Here is a 17,611-nt window from a genome sequence, read left to right on the forward strand (position 1 = left end):
GCGATGATGAGCCGTCCGCGCGTCGTGCTGCGCATCGAAGGAGCATCATCAAGATCAAGATGCCGTGGAGCGTATCCTGAGCGAGATCAGCCACGAAGACAAGCAACGCACGAGGTCAAACCTGGAGTCACACATGCCCAACGATTCCCAGCAAGACGCAGATCTTTCCCTGCAGCCCGACCTGGCATCGAGCCCGGAGACCCGAACGCTCACGCGGCGCCAGGTGTTGGGTGCTGTTGCGGCCGGCGGCGCCCTCTGGGCGGCGCGTCACGCCCGCGGCCAGGGCATGGCTGGACCGCACATGGGGATGATGGGCGGCGGAATGGCGGGGATGTCCGGCATGGGCGCGCAGCCCATGGCGAAGCCGCAACCGGCCCCGTTCAACCGCCCCCTTCCCATCCCTCCCCAGCTGCAAGGGCAACTCGAGGCCGATGGCAGCCTGGCCTATGCACTGCGCATGGCGCCGGGCAGGACGGCGCTGCTGGCTGGCGTGCAAACACCGACCTGGGGCTACAACGGGGCCTACCTCGGGCCCGCCCTACGCGTTCCGCAAGGCAAACCGGTGCGCATCGCCCTGCGCAATGACCTGGACCAAGCCACCACCACCCACTGGCATGGTGCCCACGTACCGGGTCGCATGGACGGCGGCCCCCAGAGCCTGATCGCCCCGGGTCAATCGCTGGACGATACCTTCACCCTGAATCAGCCCGGTGCAACCCTGTGGTACCACCCGCATCCTGATGGGCGGACCGGGGCGCATGTCTACGCCGGGCTGGCGGGATTGCTGCTGCTGGACGACGGCGTCGACAAATCCCTGGGGCTGCCGCACACCTGGGGTGTGGACGACATTCCGGTGGTTCTCCAAGACCGCCGCGTGGCTGCGGACGGTACCCTGCTGTACATGACCAGCATGATGGATCGCATGGGCATGAAGGGGGATCGTTTTCTGGTCAACGGCTGCGAGCAGCCCTATGCACAGGTTCCCGCGCAATGGGTGCGCCTGCGCGTGCTCAATGGCTCCAACGCACGGGTCTACAACCTTGCGTTTGCCGATGACCGCGGCTTCCAGGTGATTGCGGGTGACGCTGGCCTGCTGGCGCATCCCGTGGAGATGCGCAGCTTGCTGCTGGCCCCGGGCGAGCGTGCGGAGATTCTTCTCGACCTTCGCCGGCTGCAGGGCAAGACGTTGATCTTGCGCAGCAACTCGGGCACTGTCGTTCCCGGGCTGAGCAGCATGCCGATGGATGCCGACGCCTTCGACCGCCAAGGTTTCGATCTTCTGCAACTGCGGGTGATGGCCCCAAACGCAAGGCCAGGCCGACTGCCCGCGAGGCTTGCCTCCATACCTGTGCTGCGAGCGGATGCGCCCCTGCGGCGCTTCAGCCTCCAGGGGATGAGTGCCATGATGGCTGGCGGTGGCATGGCTGGCATGATGGGTGGCATGATGGGTCGGCAGACAGGCTCCGAGAACACAGGCCCCGGCGGGATGAGCCTGGGGGTTGGCATGCAGCACCTGTTCTCCATCAACCACCAGTTCATGAATATGGCGGTGATCAACCAGCGCGTGCGCCTGGGCAGCACCGAGATCTGGGAGGTGAGCAACGATGCGGCGATGGCTCACCCTTTTCATGTGCATGGCACGTCGTTTCAGATCCTCTCGCGCGACGGCATGGCTCCACCGGAACATGAGCGCGGCTGGAAGGATGTCGTTTTCGTGCTGCGGGACCAAACCGTGCGCCTGATTGCCCGCTTCGATCAGCCAGCCGGCCAAGATCACCCGTTCATGTACCACTGTCACATTCTGGAGCATGAGGACAACGGCATGATGGGGCAGTTGACCGTGGCATGACAAGCGGCGACGTGTCCGGCCCGTCAGCCTGGCCAGCCCATTCAGGAACGAGGCGCTCCGCATGAACACCACCAGCGTCATCGATGTCTCCGGACTGGTATCGAGCCTCTCCGCCCATGGAGTCGAAAAGCAGCTCCGGCGCCTGCCCGGTGTCGACAACGTGCAGGTCAACTACGTCGCGGGCAGCGCCACGGTTGTGTACGACGCGGCCTTGACCAACCTGGCCGCACTGCAGGCGCGGGTCGAGCGTTGCGGCTACCACTGCCGCGGCGAGTCGGTTCCCGACCATCTGTGCGAGCCGCGCGAGGAGCACGCCGTGCGGCATGCCCAGGGTGCGCACAAGGCTAGGGTGGAGCATGGCGGGGCCAGGCTCCACGGCGCCGAACACGACGCCCATCCCGGACGTGCGACCGGCATGGACGCCATGGCGCACGACATGGGCCATGGCGCCGGCATGGATGCGCGTGACATGGCGCGAGACATGCGCAACCGGTTCTGGGTGTGCCTGTTGTTCACGGTCCCGCTGTTCGTGTACTCGCCCATGGGTGGCCTGTTCGCACCGCCGGCGCCGCCGTTCGGTCTCGCGCTCAAGGACTGGCTGTTCGGCCTGGCCAGCGCCGCGGTGATCTATCCGGCGTGGCCCTTTTTCGTCGCGGCGGCACGCGCATTGCGCAACGGCGTGCTCAATATGGCGGTGCTGGTCGTGCTCTCCGTCGGCACAGGCTATCTGTTCAGCGTCGGCACGACCTTTTTCTTCGAGGGCGCGCAGTTCTACGAGGCCGTGTCGGTGCTGCTGGTGTTCATCCTGCTGGGGCATTGGCTCGAAATGCGCGCCCGCGCCGGCGCCTCCGAGGCGATCCGCACGCTGATGAACCTGGCGCCGCCCAAGGCGACGTTGCTGCGCAACGGTACAGAAATCACGGTTGCAACCTTCGAGGTGCTGCCGGGCGACGTGGTGCTCATCCGCCCCGGCGACAAGATTCCGGTGGATGGCGAGGTGCTGGAAGGCGCGTCGCAGGTCGATGAGTCGATGCTGACCGGCGAGTCGATGCCGGTGGGGAAAAAACCCGGTGACGCGGTGATCGGAGCGACCATCAACAAGAGCGGCAGCTTGCGCTACCGCGCCACCAAGGTGGGCGCCGACACCGCGCTGGCGCAGATCGTCAAGCTGGTGCAGGAGGCGCAGAACTCCAAGGCGCCGGCGCAATTGCTGGCCGACCGCGCATCGCAATGGCTGGTGGTGATTGCCGTCCTGATCGGCGTGGCGACCTTCGTCGCCTGGTACGTCGTCCTGGGACAGCCGCTGCTGCTGGCGCTGGCATTGACCATCACCGTGTTCGTCATCGCCTGTCCGGACGCCCTGGGCCTTGCCACCCCGATGGCCGTGATGGTGGGAACGGGGCTCGGCGCCATGAACGGCATCTTGTTCAAGAACGCCTCCGCGCTGGAGGATGCGACCCAGTTGAACGTGGTGGTTTTCGACAAGACCGGCACGCTGACCCAGGGGCGGCCGGAGGTGGTCGACTTGGTCCTGGCCGCCGGCATCGCCGAAGACGAACTGCTGAAAACGGCCGGGGCCGTCGAAAAGCTCTCCGAGCATCCACTGGCGCTGGCGATTCTCAAGCGTGCCCAGGGCCTGCAACTCGATGCCGTCCAAGGCTTCGGCAACGTCGACGGCATGGGCGCCCGGGCCGAGCTGGGTGGCGATGCGGTGCTGTTGGGCAACGTCAAGCTGATGGCGCTCGACAAGGTCGACATGAACGGCCTCGAGGCTGATTCGCAGCGGCTGCAGGGGCAGGGGAGGACGGTGGTGCACGTCGCGCGCGCGGGGCGGCTGATCGGCCTCGTCGCCATTGCCGACGCCGTGCGCCCGACCTCCGCTCCCACCGTGGCGGCGCTCCACGCCAGGGGCGTGCAGGTGGCCATGCTGACCGGCGACAACCGGCCGACGGCGGAGCGCATCGCCCGCGAGATCGGCATCGACATCGTGCTGGCCGACGTGCTGCCCGGCGACAAGGCGGCCAAGATCAAGGAGCTGCAAGGGCAGGGCAAGCGGGTCGGCATGGTGGGCGACGGCATCAACGATGCACCGGCGCTGACGCAGGCCGATGTCGGCTTCGCCATCGGCGCTGGAACCGATGTGGCGATCGAAAGCGCCGACGTGGTGCTGATGAAAAGCGATCCGTTCGATGTCGTCGGCGCGATCGAGCTGTCGCGCGCTACGCTGCGCAAGATGCATCAAAACCTGTGGTGGGCAGTGGCCTACAACGTCATTGCGTTTCCAGTGGCTGCAGGAGTGTTCTACCCCTTCACCATCAGTCCGGAAGTGGCGGCGCTCGCCATGTCCGGCAGCTCGGCGCTGGTGGCCGTCAATGCCTTGATGCTCAAGCGCACCCGGCTGGCCGGCATTCGCATCGGCCCGGCCACGAGCGCCGTGGCCGGGCCGCAGGTAGCAACAGCGCAGGCGTGACATGCAGCCGACAGAGCCATGCGCCAGACGATGCCATCAAGGACCGTGCACCACCATCTTCAACCCGTTCATTCCTAGAATCCGGAGGTTTACCCATGAGTGACTATGTCTTTACCGTGACCAGCCCCAAAGGCTTCGAGGCCACCGTGCAAGCGGCGACCGAGGCGTTGCAACAGGAGGGCTTCGGCGTACTGACCACCATCGATGTGGCCGCCACGCTCAAGGCCAAACTCGGCATCGAGGAACGTCCCTACCTCATCCTCGGGGCCTGCAATCCGCACTATGCCCATCAGGCCCTGCAAGCCGAGCCGGATATTGGCGCGCTGCTGCCCTGCAATGTCGTCGTGCGGGAAGAAGCGGACGGCAGGGTCAGCGTGGTGTTCATGGATCCAGCGGCCGTGCTCGGCATGGTCAAGCGCCCCGAGGTGGACAAACTCGGCGGCGAAGTGCGCGGCAAGCTCAAGCGCGTCGCCGAGGCCCTGCGCGCCTGAGGGCTGCGTCGGTGCCGTCATCAAGGCGCTGATTCGGTCCAGCCGGTCGGTGCCTGGTTATTGTGAACATCCAATGGGAGCATGGTCATGGGCTATGGATATGGAATGATGGGCGGATGGGGCGGTTTCGGTTTGGGCTGGCTCTTCATGCTGGTGTGGTGGGCTTTGATTCTCGCCGTGCTTGTGGGTTTGATCCGATGGTTGTTCACGGGCCATTCGGGCGATTCCGGGGCGCGATCCGACAGCAAAAGGCACCTGGACATTCTGAAGGAGCGCTACGCCCGCGGGGACATCGACCGCGAGACCTATGACCGCATGCGGCGCGAGCTGGAAAGCTGAGGCCGGGATCATGAAACCGCTACCGAAGTGGCTGCTCGCGCTGGCGATCGTGCTGTTCGCTTTTTACCTGCTCTTGATCCCCGAATTCGGCGCTGTCCCCTTCCGGGGCCAGCGATGGGAAGCGGGCGCACCGCCCCCCTGGCGTGAAAGTTCCGGTTGGTGGGGGCCACGATTCGGCTACGGCATGATGAACGGCCCGGTCAGGGACTGGGGTGCTCTCGGCGTTCAGGGCGATCACGGCTATGGTGACGATGGCGGTTATGGCTACGGCATGATGGGCGGGGGCATCTGGCCGGCGGCCAGGGGCACTTGGCAGGAATCGTTCACGCCGCAGCAGCGCGTGCGCATTGGACAGATTCAGGCTGAGGCCTTGCGTCAGGAAGGCGCCTTGCAGGCGCAGCTCTACACCGCTCGCGCCAACCTGCTGGCGGTCAACTCCGTGGCCAAGCCCGATCCGGCGGCGCAGGCCAAGGCCGGCGCCGCGGTCGCCGAAATCCTGCGGCAAATCGTCCAAATCCGCCTTCAGGCGGAGCAGCAAATCCAGGTTGCGTTGAGCGCCCCGCCACAGCCGGCAGCGACATCGTCCGCGCCCGGCTCCTGACCTGTGCGACAGGCGCGCTTCGGGTGCCGGGTGGGTCGCTGCGGCGAGGCAACATCAGCCCGCCGAATCTGAGCCCTGGGGCTGCTGGGCCATGCCGTGTTTCACGGATGCCGCAGACGGTATTCATCGAACACGCATGGATGGCGCGTTCATCGCGACGAAGCGATGAGCGTTGCGGGTGGAAGACATAGCCCCTTGTCGGCACAGGCTTGGACCCGCACCTGTATGCGGACATCGCGCAGGCTGGACAGACCGGGTAGTGCGATGCGCGTGCCGTTCTCGTAGACCCGGATGATCTTGCCGTCGACCCGTAGGCCAATGTCCTGACCAGGTGGGTAGCTCGGCTGGAGATCCAGCCCGTGGCCGCCACGTTGTGCGACGATCGTGACAGGGATCAAGTAAGGAGCCGACGGCGGATTTGCGTACACATGCCAGCCTGGCTGGATGTGCAACGTCACCACAGCATCGCGGCCATCGATCGCGGCGCCAGCGCGAACCTTTGTGGAGGAGTCGACGAGGCTGGCGGGGGTGCTCGCGCTGAAGCCAGGATGGTCGGTGGCCCGGATCAGCAACATGGCAGCAAGCAAAAGGGCAAGAACGATGAACGAGGCGATGGCAATGCGTAGGGTTCTTGGATTCATCATGAGTTCTCTATCGGTGGATGGCATTCAAATCGCCGAGGAGCGCGTCGGCCGTGAACAATCCTGAAAGATGATCGATCTCCCGCCCATGTCGATCCAGGATCGCCACGAACGGCAGGCCATCTCCGCCGTACGCGGCAAGCAGCTGTTGCAGTTCTGGGTTGGGGCGTGTCAGGTCGACTTGCAGTGGGACGACACGGCCGGCGCGCAGGGCTTGCACAACGCGCGAGTCGCGGTAGACGGTTTTCTCCAGAAACCTGCAATTCAGGCACCACTGCGCGGTGAACTCGACCAGCGCAGGTCGATGCAGACTGGCAATCTCGGTGATCTGAGCTGCCTTGAGCGGCTGCCAGGGGATGCCCTGCGATGGGGCGGGCCAGATCCCCGCACTCAGGTAGACCAAAGCCAGTGAAGGAAGGCTCGATAGTGGCGCGGCCCAGCGGGAGGCGCGATCTGCGGCGCGAATGCTCGTTGCGAAGACCCACAGCATGATCCCGACAACCAAGCTGAACCATAGCGCTTTGTCGAGCATGGCTGGAACCAGGCTTTGCGCGAAAAAGACCGCGGCACCGGCAAGCAGCCAGCCGAAGCTTTGACGCACGACGTCGGTCCAAGCCCCTCCTCGCGGCAGTCGATCGAGAAGCCCGGGCTTCAGAAGCAGAACGGCGTAGGGCAGAGCCAGACCGAGGCCGATGGCCATGAAAATGACCACGATCTCGGTGGCTGGCCGGGTCAGGGCAAACACGAGGATCCCACCCAGCAAGGGGCCGGTGCAGGGAGAGGACAAAAGGGCACTGACCAGGCCGGAGATCAGTGGCTCGGCAAAACGACCGCCTCCCATTCTGGCGATGGCGGGAGGAATGGGCAATCCGCGCCCCGTGAAATTCATCACCGCCATCGCCAGAAGGACGATGACCAAGCCGATCAGCACGGCCTGTGATTGGAACAGCACGCCCCATTGAAGATGCAGCAGAGCTGTGGCCAGCCCCAGGGGGGTGAAAAACAACAGGGAGCCCGCAGCGAACAGGCTGGCAGACAGGGCACGGGTTGCCGGTTTTTCTCCCGCTTCGCGCAGGATGGTGCGAACCTTGATTGGAATGACCGGCAGCACGCATGGCGTCAGGTTGAGCAGCATGCCTGCGCCGAGCGCGAGCATGACTTCGAGGAGGAGTGAGATGTCCATGGGGGTTCGGCCGTTTCAAGCGCTTGTGGCAAGCTCGTGCGGGGTCAGCCGACCGAGTGCTGAGAGGTCTGGCTCGACGAACATCGGCTTGACGATGTTACTTGGGTTGTTGACCAGAAACGTGGCCGGCGTCAGGCGCACGTCGTGACGCAGCGGGTCGCGGCGTGTATCGGCCACGACTCGCGCGGAGGCCGGACGCATGCCGGCCTTGAGGGGAGATCAGGCCCGGGGTGGGTGATACGGTGCGTCCGGCAGCGCACTTGCGACGAGGCGCGCGTGGAATTCCGGCGCATGTGCCGCGATACGCGCAACGTGCAAAGCGGCAGGAGTGGTAGACGGCGCTAGAACCACGCCGCACAGCACATGGCAAAGGCCCCGGCCATTGGATGGGCTGTCCCCATGGCCGCTTCGCGCAGAGCCGGGTGCCAGGCCAAAGCGATTGGGGCCGTGTGGCGTCGATTCCCGCATGCGCGCGGCCGCAAAGGTGCCTGCGCGCCACGCCTGCTGCATGGATGGGTCTGGTCCGGTTCTGCGGCAGGCAGCGGGGGCACCTGATGTCGTGTTGTCGAGGCGCACAGCGCTCCACGCGTGCAATGGCAACAAGGCCAGCAGCACGGCAGCCCAGACAACACGCAGGACTTTCATGTGCTCAGACGACGTGGACGCCGATGCGGATGCGAGCATGCTCGGGGGAAGGACATGCAGCACTTGAGCATGAAAAGACCGCAAAAGTTCCCGAAACAGAACGCGCTCGCATCGTCGTCAAAGCGGGCTTACTCCACGACGACCTGACCAACCATGCCCGCTTCCATGTGACCAGGCATGAGACAAGCAAAATCGACCGTGCCCGCCTTGTCGAATTTCCACACGATTCCCCCTTCTTGTCCAGGTGCCAGAGCGATCATGTTGGGCTCGGCATGACTCATGTTCATGTCGGGCATCATCCGCATCATCTTTTCGTGCTCCTTGAGCTCGGCCATGCTGCCAATCACCATTTCGTGCTTCATGTTGCCGGTGTTCTTCAGAAAAAATCGGACGGTTTGTCCCGCCTTGACGTGGATCGTTCCCGGTGTGAAACGCATCGAGTCGTCCATGGTGATGTTGATCGTGTTGCTGACCTGGGCCGGATCGCCGGGTTGTCCCACGGCGGCATCATGGTTGCCACCGTGCATGCCCTCCATGCCCTGCTTCCCCATCATCGGCATGTCCATCATGCCCTGGCCCGGATTCTGCTGCTGCGCGGCGCTCTGTCCTTGCGCCTGGACCGGCGCCTGTTCGTCATGATTGTGATCATGGTTGGCCGCGGCACTGGCCAAGAGCGGCATCGCGCCGAGCATGATGGCCGAGATCATCTTTTTCATAGCTGGTGTTCCTTTGAGTTGGGTTGATCAGACATACACGGATTGACGTACCGCGCGACGTATCAGAACCAGAACCGCAGGCCGGCCAACAGGCGCGTTTGCTTGGCCTTCTCGCCTGCCACATGGGCAAAATCGGCCGTTTGACCGAACTTGCCCGCCCACTCGACGCCGACATAGGGCGCGAACTGGCGGGTGATTTCATAGCGCAAGCGCAGGCCGGCGGTCGCGTCCGACAGGCCGCTGCCCACCATGCGCGCCGGGTCGCTCTTGCCATACAGGTTGGTTTCGACGCGTGGCTGCAGAATCAGCTTTTGCGTCAGCAAGATGTCGTAGCTCGTGGCCAGCCGGATGGCGCTTCGCCCCTGATCGCCAAGATAGCCCGTGGCCTCGACGTCGAACCAATAGGGAGCCAAGCCCTGCACGCCGAATGCCAGCCAGGAACGCTCGGGACCGATTCCACTATCCAGGCGCAAGCCCAGCTGTGTATCCCAGAATGCAGCCACGGCATGTCCCCACAACACCTCCGTGCGTGCATCCTGCAGCCGACCCTGGGCGATGTCGCCTTCCGCCTTGAGCACGGCACGGTTGTAGTCGCGCCCGAACCAGGCTTGCACGTCATAGGCCGTCGAGTTGCCGTTGCGCGTGTAGGCCCGCTCCAAGCGGTCGACGAGCAGCGAGCCGAAGTTCTCCTGATCGGCCATTCGGGGCGGCTGCAAGCCAGCCAGCGCATAAGGCCCCGAGGTCAGCGTGTAGCCATCCGAGTAGGCGTTGGGGTCACGGGGGCTCAAGGAGCCAGAGGCGGGCGCATGGGTCGACGGCATCGCGCCCGGCGTGGCCGGCGCAGCTTGATCGCCCATTGCGTCCATCGAACCGGTCATGCCTTGCATGGCGCCGCCGGATTCATGCTGGGGCTGCTTCGGTTGAGTTTCGTCCATCATGCCCGGCATCTTCATGCCTGCCATGGCGGCGTCGGGGGGCGCGGTCCCTTGGGTCGGAGTTGTCGCGTCGGTGTGCTGCTGGTGATTCCCAGCAGGTTGCGCGCTCGCGCTCTGCGACCATGCGGGAGAGGCCAGCATGGCTGCGATCGCGATCGACAGCAGCTTGGTGTGCATCGTGTTCATCCAGATTCCTTGTTGATTGGCTCGTTCTTCCGCACTCACGACACGATGATTTCGCGGAACATGCCGGCTTCCATGTGCATCATCAGGTGGCAGTGCCAAGCCCAGCGGCCTGGCGCATCGGCAGTCACGAGGTAGCTGATGCGCTGTGCGGGCTGCACGGGGATGGTGTGGCGCCGGACCTGGAATTGCCCTGTTGGACTTTCCAACTCGCTCCACATGCCGTGCATATGCATGGGGTGGGTCATCATGCTGTCGTTGACCAGGACAACGCGCAGGCGCTCGCCGTAACGGAAATGCACGGGAGTCGACTCGCCGAACTCGACCCCGTCGATCGACCAGGTGTAGCGCCCCATATTGCCCGTGAGGTGAAACTCAAGTTCACGCTCGGGGGCGCGCGGGTCGATGGGGCCACCCACGGTGTGCTGATCGGCCAGCGTCAGCACCCTGCGTCCGTTGTTGCGAAGACCGACCCCCGGGTCGTCCAGGTTGGTACGCGGGGAGTCCACGCGGTTATCGGTCGTCGGGCCGTATTCGGTCGCCGCATGTCGCGAAGGCTTGCTCGTCGCGGCCGCATCGCTTCCCATCTGCATGCCCGACATGCCAGGCATATCTGGCATCCCCGGCATGCTGCCCGAGGCCATGCCATCCATGCTGCCCATCATGTCGGTCATGGTGAGCTGCTGCGGCTTGTCCATCGCCGGCACCGGAGCCGTCAGGCCGGCACTGCTCGCCAGCGTGCCGCGGGCATAGCCGGTCCGATCCATCGATTGGGCGAAAATCGTGTACGCATCCGATTGCGGTCGCACCAGCACGTCGTAGGTCTCGCCGGGGCCGAAACGGAACTCGTCCACGGTCACCGGGTCGATATTCTGGCCATCGGCCTGCACCACGGTGAGTTTCAGATTCGGAATGCGCACGTCGTAGAACGTGTTGGCTGCCCCATTGATGAACCGCAGCCGCACCACTTCACCCGGGCGCATCGGCGCGGTCCAATTGCCGGCCGGAGTCGTGCCGTTCATCAGGTAGGTCAGCGTGCTGCCCGACAGATCGCCCAGATCGTTCGGGCTCATGCGCATCTTGTTCCACATCTGGCGCTTCTCCAGAGCGGCCTTCAAGCCGTCCCGGGCAACATCGTGAAAAAACTCCGTGGCCGTGGGCTGGTTGTAGTTGTAGTAGCCGCTGTCAGCCTTGAGCTTGGCCATGACGCGCATCGGATCTTCATCGGTCCAATCTGAAAGTTGCACGACATAGTCACGCATGGCCTTCAGGGTTTCACCGCCGGCAGGCTCGATGACAATGGCGCCATACATGCCCGTCTGCTCTTGCGAGCCCGAATGGGAGTGGTACCAATAGGTGCCCGATTGAAGGACCTTGAAGCGGTAGACGAATGTTTCCCCGGGCGCGACGCCCTTGAAGCTGATGCCCGGCACTCCGTCCATCTGGAACGGCAGGAGCATGCCGTGCCAATGTACCGAGGTCGCCTGGCGCATTCTGTTCGTCACCCGAATCGTGACGGTATCGCCTTCGCGCCAGCGCAAGGTCGGCGCTGGAATCGAGCCGTTGATGGTGGTTGCCATCCGGGGACTGCCGGTGAAGTTCACCGGCGATTCGGCCACGACCAGGTCAAATTCGGTGCCTCGCAGTTCCGGTGCCGAACCCGTTGCAGTCGTCGCGCCTTGCGCCCGAGCCAGTGCGGCAAACGGCGATAAGCCGAGCATGACACCGCCTGCCGCCAGTCCTTGAACGAATCGTCGACGAGGCACCTGGATCGCGCGCGGGGAGGGTGGCGAAAATTGCTGCATGGTGATCAGTTCTCCGGGTCAGAATGGGTCGACGCCACGTTCTCAAGCGGCATCGTGGAATGAATCGGTACGCAATCCGGTGTCGAGCGCCTCAGCGCCGTTGCGCTGTGCCGTCTCGGTGTTTCCTCGACTAGCCAGCAGCTTATGGAACGATAGATTTCAGAGTCATGACCGCAAGATGACATTGATGTCATCTTGCGGTCATGTTCGTGTCGAGTTCGCCGGATTAAAGTGGCGCCAGTCGAATCCGGCGCGTGCGGCACCATGGGAACGGGGATCGGATGAACGACGGCGAAAGTGCGACGGCGACGCAGCAAGGGAGACACGCATGAAACTGCTTATCGTCGAAGACGAACCCAAAACCGGGGAATACCTGCGGCAAGGTCTGATGGAGGCCGGCTTCGTCGTCGACCTCGCGCGCACCGGCCTGGACGGGCATCATCAGGCCATGACGGAGCCCTACGATCTCGTCGTGCTCGACGTGATGCTCCCTGATGTGGACGGCTGGAGCATCGTGCGGGCTCTGCGTCACGCCGGCAAAGACACCCCCGTGTTGTTCCTGACCGCCCGCGACAGCGTCGAAGATCGGGTCAAGGGACTGGAGCTGGGGGCCGATGATTATTTGGTCAAGCCGTTCGTCTTCACGGAACTGCTCGCGCGCGTACGAACCTTGTTGCGGCGGGGGCGCACAGCGGTCCAGGCGGAACGGCTGCAGGTCGCTGACCTGATGCTCGATTTGACACGACGCCGCGCGGTCCGCGCCGACACCCGGATTCATTTGACCAACAAGGAATTCGCCTTGTTGGAGCTCCTGGTCCGAAGGCGAGGGGAAGTGCTCCCCCGCTCACTGATCGCATCCCAGGTCTGGGACATGAATTTCGACAGCGACACGAATGTGATCGACGTGGCCATCCGGCGCCTGCGGGCCAAGGTCGACGACGCTTTCGAACCGAAGCTCATCCAGACGGTGCGGGGATTGGGCTACATGCTGGACGCACCCGATGACCAGTAGCGCACGCCGACGTCGCCCGGCATCGCTCGCGCTTCGCGTGACGACCTTCGTCGGCTTGGCCACGACGCTCATGTTTCTGCTCTCGGCCTGGGGCATCGAGGTGTCCATCGAGCGCCACTTCGCCGAGCAGGATCTCGGCGAAGTGCGGGCCGTCAGCCAATCCGTGGAAGCCGTGCTCGCCGGCGCGAGTACGAACCGCAGTGGCCTCGAACACAGGCTTGCGGGTGCGGTGGCCGGGCATCACGGGGTGTATTTCCTGGTGCAGGACGCCCAAGGAAAGTTGCTCTACGAAACCGCGACCCCGGGACTCGCCGGGTTTGCGAACAGCATGGAACCGGTGACGCGCCTCGACGCGCAGGCGCTGCGCATTTGGCGGGTCAACCAACGCACCTACCGTGGGGCCGTGCTGCGTGACGGCCCCTTCACCGTGTTGGTGGCGATGGACATGGGTTTTCATCTGCACTACCTCGCCGAGCTCAAGCGCGCGCTCTGGCTCGGGGCGCTGATGACCAGCATCATCAGCATCGGGGTGGCTTGGTTGGCGGTCCAGCATGGTCATGCGCCGATTCGCCGCATCAGTGCCAGGATGCAAGACATCACCTCCGAGCATTTGCACGTTCGACTCGATCCGGAGCAGGTCCCGATCGAGCTCGCCGAGCTGGTGGTGGCTTTCAACACCATGCTCAGGCGCATCGAGGACAGCTTCCAACGCTTGACGAACGCTTCTGCGGATATTGCCCACGAACTGCGCACGCCGCTGACCAACCTGATCACGCAGACGCAAGTGGCCTTGTCAAAAGTCCGTGGCATGGATGCCTATCGCGAAGTTCTCTATTCCAACCTGGAGGAGTTCGAGCGCTTGAGCGCGATGATCGACGGCATGCTTTTCCTGGCCCAGGCCGACCACAGCCGGATCCACCTGGAGTCGGGAGGCGTCGACCTCAGTGCCGAGGTGCGGGCGCTGTTCGATTACTTCGAGGCCTGGGCGGACGATCACCGGGTCGGTCTTGTCCTCGAAGGGGATGCCGTCACGGTCAGTGGCGATCGCCAGATGCTGCAGCGAGCCCTCAGCAACCTGGTCGCCAATGCCATTCGGCATACGCCTGAAGGCCATGCCGTCGTCGTCGCGCTGCGGCAGGAGGCCGATCGGGCCGTCGTGGACATCTCGAATCCGGGGCCGGATATCCCCGCGGAGCATCTGCCCCGACTCTTCGATCGCTTTTACCGCGTCGATCCATCCCGCCAGCGCCAAGGCGAAGGTGCGGGGCTGGGGCTGGCAATCGTCAAGTCCATCGTGGAAGCGCACGGTGGAACGGTGCTGGTCACGTCCGAGCGCGGGCTCACACGGTTCAGTGTGAGGCTACCGAATGGTCCGGCTCAAGGGCCGGGCGGGCTCCAGGGAAAGCCGCCGCGTTGACGCGGACCAGAACAAGCCACCCTCGACCGTCTTCCAAGCCTTGGAGTGGATCCATCATTTCGATGCGTGGACAGTCCTTGCAGACCAAGCCATGCTGACGTGCGGTCAGGTGTTTGGCGCAGGGCGGAACGCAGCGTGCTGCAGGACGTTCAGTTGGGCATTGAATCAAGGCGATGCCAGGGGGTAGGGCGGCTTGCCGTGGGTGCCAACCAGGACGTCGCTGAGCACGGCCTGCACCTGGGGCGTGGCATGGGCCACCGCTTCGAGATGGGCGATCTGCTCCTGCCGCGAGACGCAGCCGAACAACTGCACGAAGCGCCCCTGCACCAGCATCCACACGCTGGTGTTGCGCAATTGCGGGTCGGCACGCAGCGCGGGCAGCAGGGCGCGCGCAATGCCGCGGTCGTACAGAAAGCTGTTGGACAGGCGGCATTTGCCGGCCAGGTAGCAGCTATTGCCCCGTTCGACGCGGTGATGCTCCACCTCCTGCATCTCCGCCTGCGTATAGGTCGGTGGGCTCGGCACCGGGCAGCCCGCCAAGCCCTGCGTGGCCTGCTCGAAGGGGTCGTGAAACGGGTTGATGAGGACGGTCGGAGGCGCGGCTGCCACCCAGCGACACAGGCCGGTGAGCAGGCAGGCACTGGCGAGCGCAGGCCACCTGCGGGGCTGGCGACGCGCCGGGAGGACGCGGTTTGCTGAACCGTCGCCGAGCCGGATGGGGTCGGTTGGCATGATGCCTCCCATGGTGTTCGTTGCAAGGAGTCTTGCGGGAAAAGCCGGGGTTCGGCCGGCCCCTGCGTTCAGGGATTGGCGGGCGACTTGGGCATGAGGTCGTCGTCGATCTGTCTTGCCCGCAGCGCCGCAGCGCGCGTGCTGAGTCTTGCCCAATAGCGCTCGAAAGCCGGGCGCTTGTCGATGGTGCCGAACTGCATGCCGAACCCCAGATGCGAACCCAGGACCAGATCCGCCGTGGAGAACTGCTCGCCGAGCAGGTAGTCGCCCTGCGACACCGCGCTTTCCAGCACGCCCATGACGTCCGCATAGCTGCCGTAGCCCATCATGCGCTCGCGCCCCGGCGGCACGACGAAGCCCAGCGCCTTGTTGCTGGCCGCGGCTTCCACCGGCCCTGCGGCGAAAAACAGCCAGCGGTAGTAGGGGCCGCGCTGGCGGCTTGCAGGCGCCGGTGCCAGCCCCGCCTGCGGAAAGGCATCCGCAAGGTAGGCGCAGATGGCGGCCACTTCGGTCACCACGGTGCCGCCATGGCGGATGGCGGGCACCTTGCCCATGGGGTTGATGGCCAGATACTCGGGTGCCTTCATCGTCGTGCCGTAGTCGAGCAGCACGGTGTCGTAGGGAACCCCGAGTTCTTCGAGCATCCAGCGCACGATGCGCCCGCGCGACATGGGGTTGGTGTAGAAGGTCAGGCTGTCTTGGGTCATGGTGTTGCGCTCCGCTGGGTGGGGTGATGGCTTCCGCGGTGCTCGGATGGCGACCGCCTGGTCGGAGAAGCTGGGGCCTGAACGCTATGGAACCGTCCAGGCCGGGTTCCAGGCCACTTCCCACAAGTGTGGCCATCCGGATCTTGAAAATGGCCGGTATAACCACCCCAGAAGGTGGTGCGTCCGGGTTTCACGATGCATGCGCCGGCGGCTTGGGCCTCTTGCATCACGGCATCGACCTCGGCCTGGCTTGCAACGTTGTGGGCCAGACAGCATGGCACCGCTGCTGGGCTGCCAAGGTCGAGGCCGGCGTCGTGCGCGAGGCTGCGGCGTGGGTAAAGCGCCAGCTTGAGTTGCGCTTGCAACTCGAAAAAGACCACGGCGCCATGCTCGAACTCGGTGCCGACGATGCCCTTGGTGGGCAGGCCCAGGCCGTCGCGGTAAAAGCGCAACGAGCGCTCAAGATCAGCGACGCCGAGGGTGATCAGGGTGATGCGCGGCTTCATCGGCAGTCTCCATCGGCCATGCTCCGGCATGTTGCCGCACGGTCGAGCAGCAGGGCGCGCTCGCGTGCGTTACCAGCCAGGGCTGCGGCGCGTTGAAATTCTGCGCGCGCTTCAGCCCAACGGTCCAGTCGCATGAGCAGATCGCCGCGCACGGCGGGCAGCAGGTGGTAGCGAGCCAGGGCGGGCTCGGTCAGCAGCCCATCGACCAGTTCCAGAGCGGCGGCGGCGCTGAAGGCCATCGCCACCGCCACGGCGCGGTTGAGTGTGACCACCGTCAAGCGCCAGCGCACCATCCTGGGCGTGCTGTTGCGTGAAGTGCAGCGCAAACGGCAAGGCCTGTCTGATGCCGTGCGCCGTGGCTTGGATGATCTGATGGCCAGGGCGCGGCGCATTCACACCCAACAGCCCAAAGACAAACACAAGCTCTATGCGCTGCACGCCCCGGAAGCGGAGTGCATCTCCAAGGTGCAAAGCCCGTCATCCCTACGAATTCGGTGTCAAGGTCAGCGTGGCTGTGACGCACCAGCACGGCCTGATGGTGGGGGCCAGAAGCTTTCCCGGCAACACCTACGACGGGCACACGCTGGCCGCGCAACTCGAGCAGACGGGCATCTTGCTCCAAGACCTGAACGTGCCGACGCCCAAGGTGGCCGTCGTGGATCTGGGCTACCGCGGGCATGACGCGCTACAGGACGTGCAGATCCTCCACCGTGGGCGATACAAATCGCTCACCCGGCAGCAAAAAACCTGGCTCAGGCGCCGCCAGGCGGTGGAGCCGGCCATCGGGCACGCCAAGAGTGAAAACCGTTTGGGGCGGTGCTTTCTCAAGGGCAGCCTGGGTGATGCAATGAATGCGGTGCTGGCAGCCTGCGGCTACAACCTGCGCTGGCTGCTGCGGCAGATTGCTCGCCTGGGCATCCAGGCGGTTTTTTTGCGCCTGGCGATCATGACCCGGCTGCAGCGCTTTGGGGGACGACCCGCTCGTTCCCCTTGCTCAATCGCCGCCACGGTCTCACATCTCCCCAGTCGGCGGCGGCAAATGAATTTTGCATGGCCGACTAATTACCGGCACGAGAGATCAGTGACTTTGGGGCACGCTGAACTATTCGATGTTTGACCAAGGATTGGTAAGCCCGAGATGATCGACGCCGATACGCAGTGGTTTCTCCCCCAATCCGGCCGTTTGCCGTGTTCAGCGAGGCGTTTTCGGCCCCTCTTGATCCTCACGGATCCTGATTGATGCCCCTTGCAACCCATTTTGGGCATGAATCGCCAGCAGTTTCTTGCGTACCGGCACGCGGTTGGCCAAGGCCAGCATCGTGGTCAGGTGCGCGGCATTTCATCGAAGACCTGCTCGCCCGCGCCGACAACCCCAAAGC

15 protein-coding genes and 3 pseudogenes are annotated in these 17,611 nt (G+C 64.4%); 8 read left to right on the plus strand and 10 right to left on the minus strand.

The annotated features are described in order from the left end of the window. The first annotated feature begins 133 nt into the window (after positions 1-133). From ACYCUK_RS14100 to ACYCUK_RS14120, 5 genes are all read left to right on the plus strand, one after another. Positions 134-1,849: a multicopper oxidase family protein gene (locus ACYCUK_RS14100; protein WP_461595348.1), complete on the plus strand. Its 1,716-nt coding sequence runs from the start codon at positions 134-136 to the stop codon at positions 1,847-1,849. Positions 1,850-1,910: 61 nt separating this feature from the next. Continuing rightward, a complete protein-coding gene (locus tag ACYCUK_RS14105; RefSeq protein WP_461595349.1) occupies positions 1,911-4,319 on the plus strand; it encodes a heavy metal translocating P-type ATPase in 2,409 nt (802 codons plus the stop codon). A gap of 95 nt (positions 4,320-4,414) precedes the next feature. Then, positions 4,415-4,810: a DUF302 domain-containing protein gene (locus tag ACYCUK_RS14110; protein WP_013105971.1), complete on the plus strand. Its 396-nt coding sequence runs from the start codon at positions 4,415-4,417 to the stop codon at positions 4,808-4,810. Between the two features lie 87 nt (positions 4,811-4,897). Then, positions 4,898-5,149 carry an SHOCT domain-containing protein gene (locus tag ACYCUK_RS14115; protein ID WP_013105970.1) on the plus strand — a complete coding sequence of 84 codons (252 nt, stop codon included), beginning with the start codon at positions 4,898-4,900 and terminating at the stop codon, positions 5,147-5,149. A 10-nt stretch (positions 5,150-5,159) separates the two neighbouring features. Next, positions 5,160-5,750 carry a hypothetical protein gene (locus ACYCUK_RS14120; protein ID WP_461595350.1) on the plus strand — a complete coding sequence of 197 codons (591 nt, stop codon included), beginning with the start codon at positions 5,160-5,162 and terminating at the stop codon, positions 5,748-5,750. A 149-nt stretch (positions 5,751-5,899) separates the two neighbouring features. On the opposite strand, the gene ACYCUK_RS14125 is transcribed toward ACYCUK_RS14120, so the two are convergent. The 6 genes from ACYCUK_RS14125 to ACYCUK_RS14150 form a co-directional block, all read right to left on the minus strand. Then, entirely contained in the window at positions 5,900-6,418 is a 519-nt protein-coding gene (locus ACYCUK_RS14125) for a protein-disulfide reductase DsbD domain-containing protein (protein WP_461595351.1), read from the minus strand. Beyond that, on the minus strand, positions 6,402-7,574 hold the full coding sequence (locus tag ACYCUK_RS14130) for a protein-disulfide reductase DsbD family protein (RefSeq protein ID WP_461595352.1): 1,173 nt from the start codon (positions 7,572-7,574) through the stop codon (positions 6,402-6,404). The genes ACYCUK_RS14125 and ACYCUK_RS14130 overlap by 17 nt, the downstream gene beginning before the upstream one ends. 15 nt (positions 7,575-7,589) lie before the next feature. Next, positions 7,590-7,775 carry a hypothetical protein gene (locus ACYCUK_RS14135; protein ID WP_461595353.1) on the minus strand — a complete coding sequence of 62 codons (186 nt, stop codon included), beginning with the start codon at positions 7,773-7,775 and terminating at the stop codon, positions 7,590-7,592. A gap of 572 nt (positions 7,776-8,347) precedes the next feature. After that, complete coding sequence (locus ACYCUK_RS14140) at positions 8,348-8,935, minus strand: cupredoxin domain-containing protein (protein ID WP_461595354.1); 588 nt, start codon at positions 8,933-8,935, stop codon at positions 8,348-8,350. A gap of 62 nt (positions 8,936-8,997) precedes the next feature. Beyond that, complete coding sequence (locus ACYCUK_RS14145) at positions 8,998-10,056, minus strand: copper resistance protein B (RefSeq protein WP_461595355.1); 1,059 nt, start codon at positions 10,054-10,056, stop codon at positions 8,998-9,000. A gap of 35 nt (positions 10,057-10,091) precedes the next feature. Beyond that, positions 10,092-11,858 carry a copper resistance system multicopper oxidase gene (locus tag ACYCUK_RS14150; protein ID WP_461595356.1) on the minus strand — a complete coding sequence of 589 codons (1,767 nt, stop codon included), beginning with the start codon at positions 11,856-11,858 and terminating at the stop codon, positions 10,092-10,094. Between the two features lie 328 nt (positions 11,859-12,186). Between ACYCUK_RS14150 and ACYCUK_RS14155 the strand changes: the two genes are divergently transcribed. Together ACYCUK_RS14155 and ACYCUK_RS14160 are read left to right on the plus strand one after the other, a co-directional pair. Then, entirely contained in the window at positions 12,187-12,870 is a 684-nt protein-coding gene (locus ACYCUK_RS14155) for a heavy metal response regulator transcription factor (RefSeq protein WP_461595357.1), read from the plus strand. Further along, positions 12,860-14,287, plus strand: a complete 1,428-nt coding sequence (locus ACYCUK_RS14160) for a Cu(+)/Ag(+) sensor histidine kinase (protein WP_461595358.1) — start codon at positions 12,860-12,862, stop codon at positions 14,285-14,287. The genes ACYCUK_RS14155 and ACYCUK_RS14160 overlap by 11 nt, the downstream gene beginning before the upstream one ends. 165 nt (positions 14,288-14,452) lie before the next feature. Here ACYCUK_RS14160 and ACYCUK_RS14165 read toward each other — a convergent pair whose 3' ends face one another. The 4 genes and pseudogenes from ACYCUK_RS14165 to ACYCUK_RS14180 form a co-directional block, all read right to left on the minus strand. Beyond that, positions 14,453-15,019 (minus strand): BON domain-containing protein, encoded by a 567-nt coding sequence (locus ACYCUK_RS14165; protein ID WP_461595359.1) that lies wholly within the window; start codon positions 15,017-15,019, stop codon positions 14,453-14,455. Positions 15,020-15,087: 68 nt separating this feature from the next. Further along, the gene (locus ACYCUK_RS14170; RefSeq protein ID WP_461595360.1) at positions 15,088-15,726 is read right to left on the minus strand and encodes a glutathione S-transferase family protein; all 639 of its coding nucleotides are present in this window, start codon (positions 15,724-15,726) and stop codon (positions 15,088-15,090) included. 84 nt (positions 15,727-15,810) lie between these two features. Beyond that, positions 15,811-16,232 (minus strand): annotated as a pseudogene (locus tag ACYCUK_RS14175) (VOC family protein). Continuing rightward, positions 16,229-16,504, minus strand: a pseudogene (locus ACYCUK_RS14180) (RNA polymerase sigma factor); the annotation flags it as partial. The pseudogenes ACYCUK_RS14175 and ACYCUK_RS14180, both read right to left, overlap by 4 nt. Before the next feature lies 1 nt (position 16,505). On the opposite strand from ACYCUK_RS14180, the pseudogene ACYCUK_RS14185 reads away from it, so the two are divergent. Then, a pseudogene (locus ACYCUK_RS14185) lies at positions 16,506-17,145 on the plus strand (transposase); the annotation flags it as partial. Positions 17,146-17,611 lie beyond the last annotated feature (466 nt).

It is taken from the genome of Thiomonas sp., from assembly GCF_054608695.1.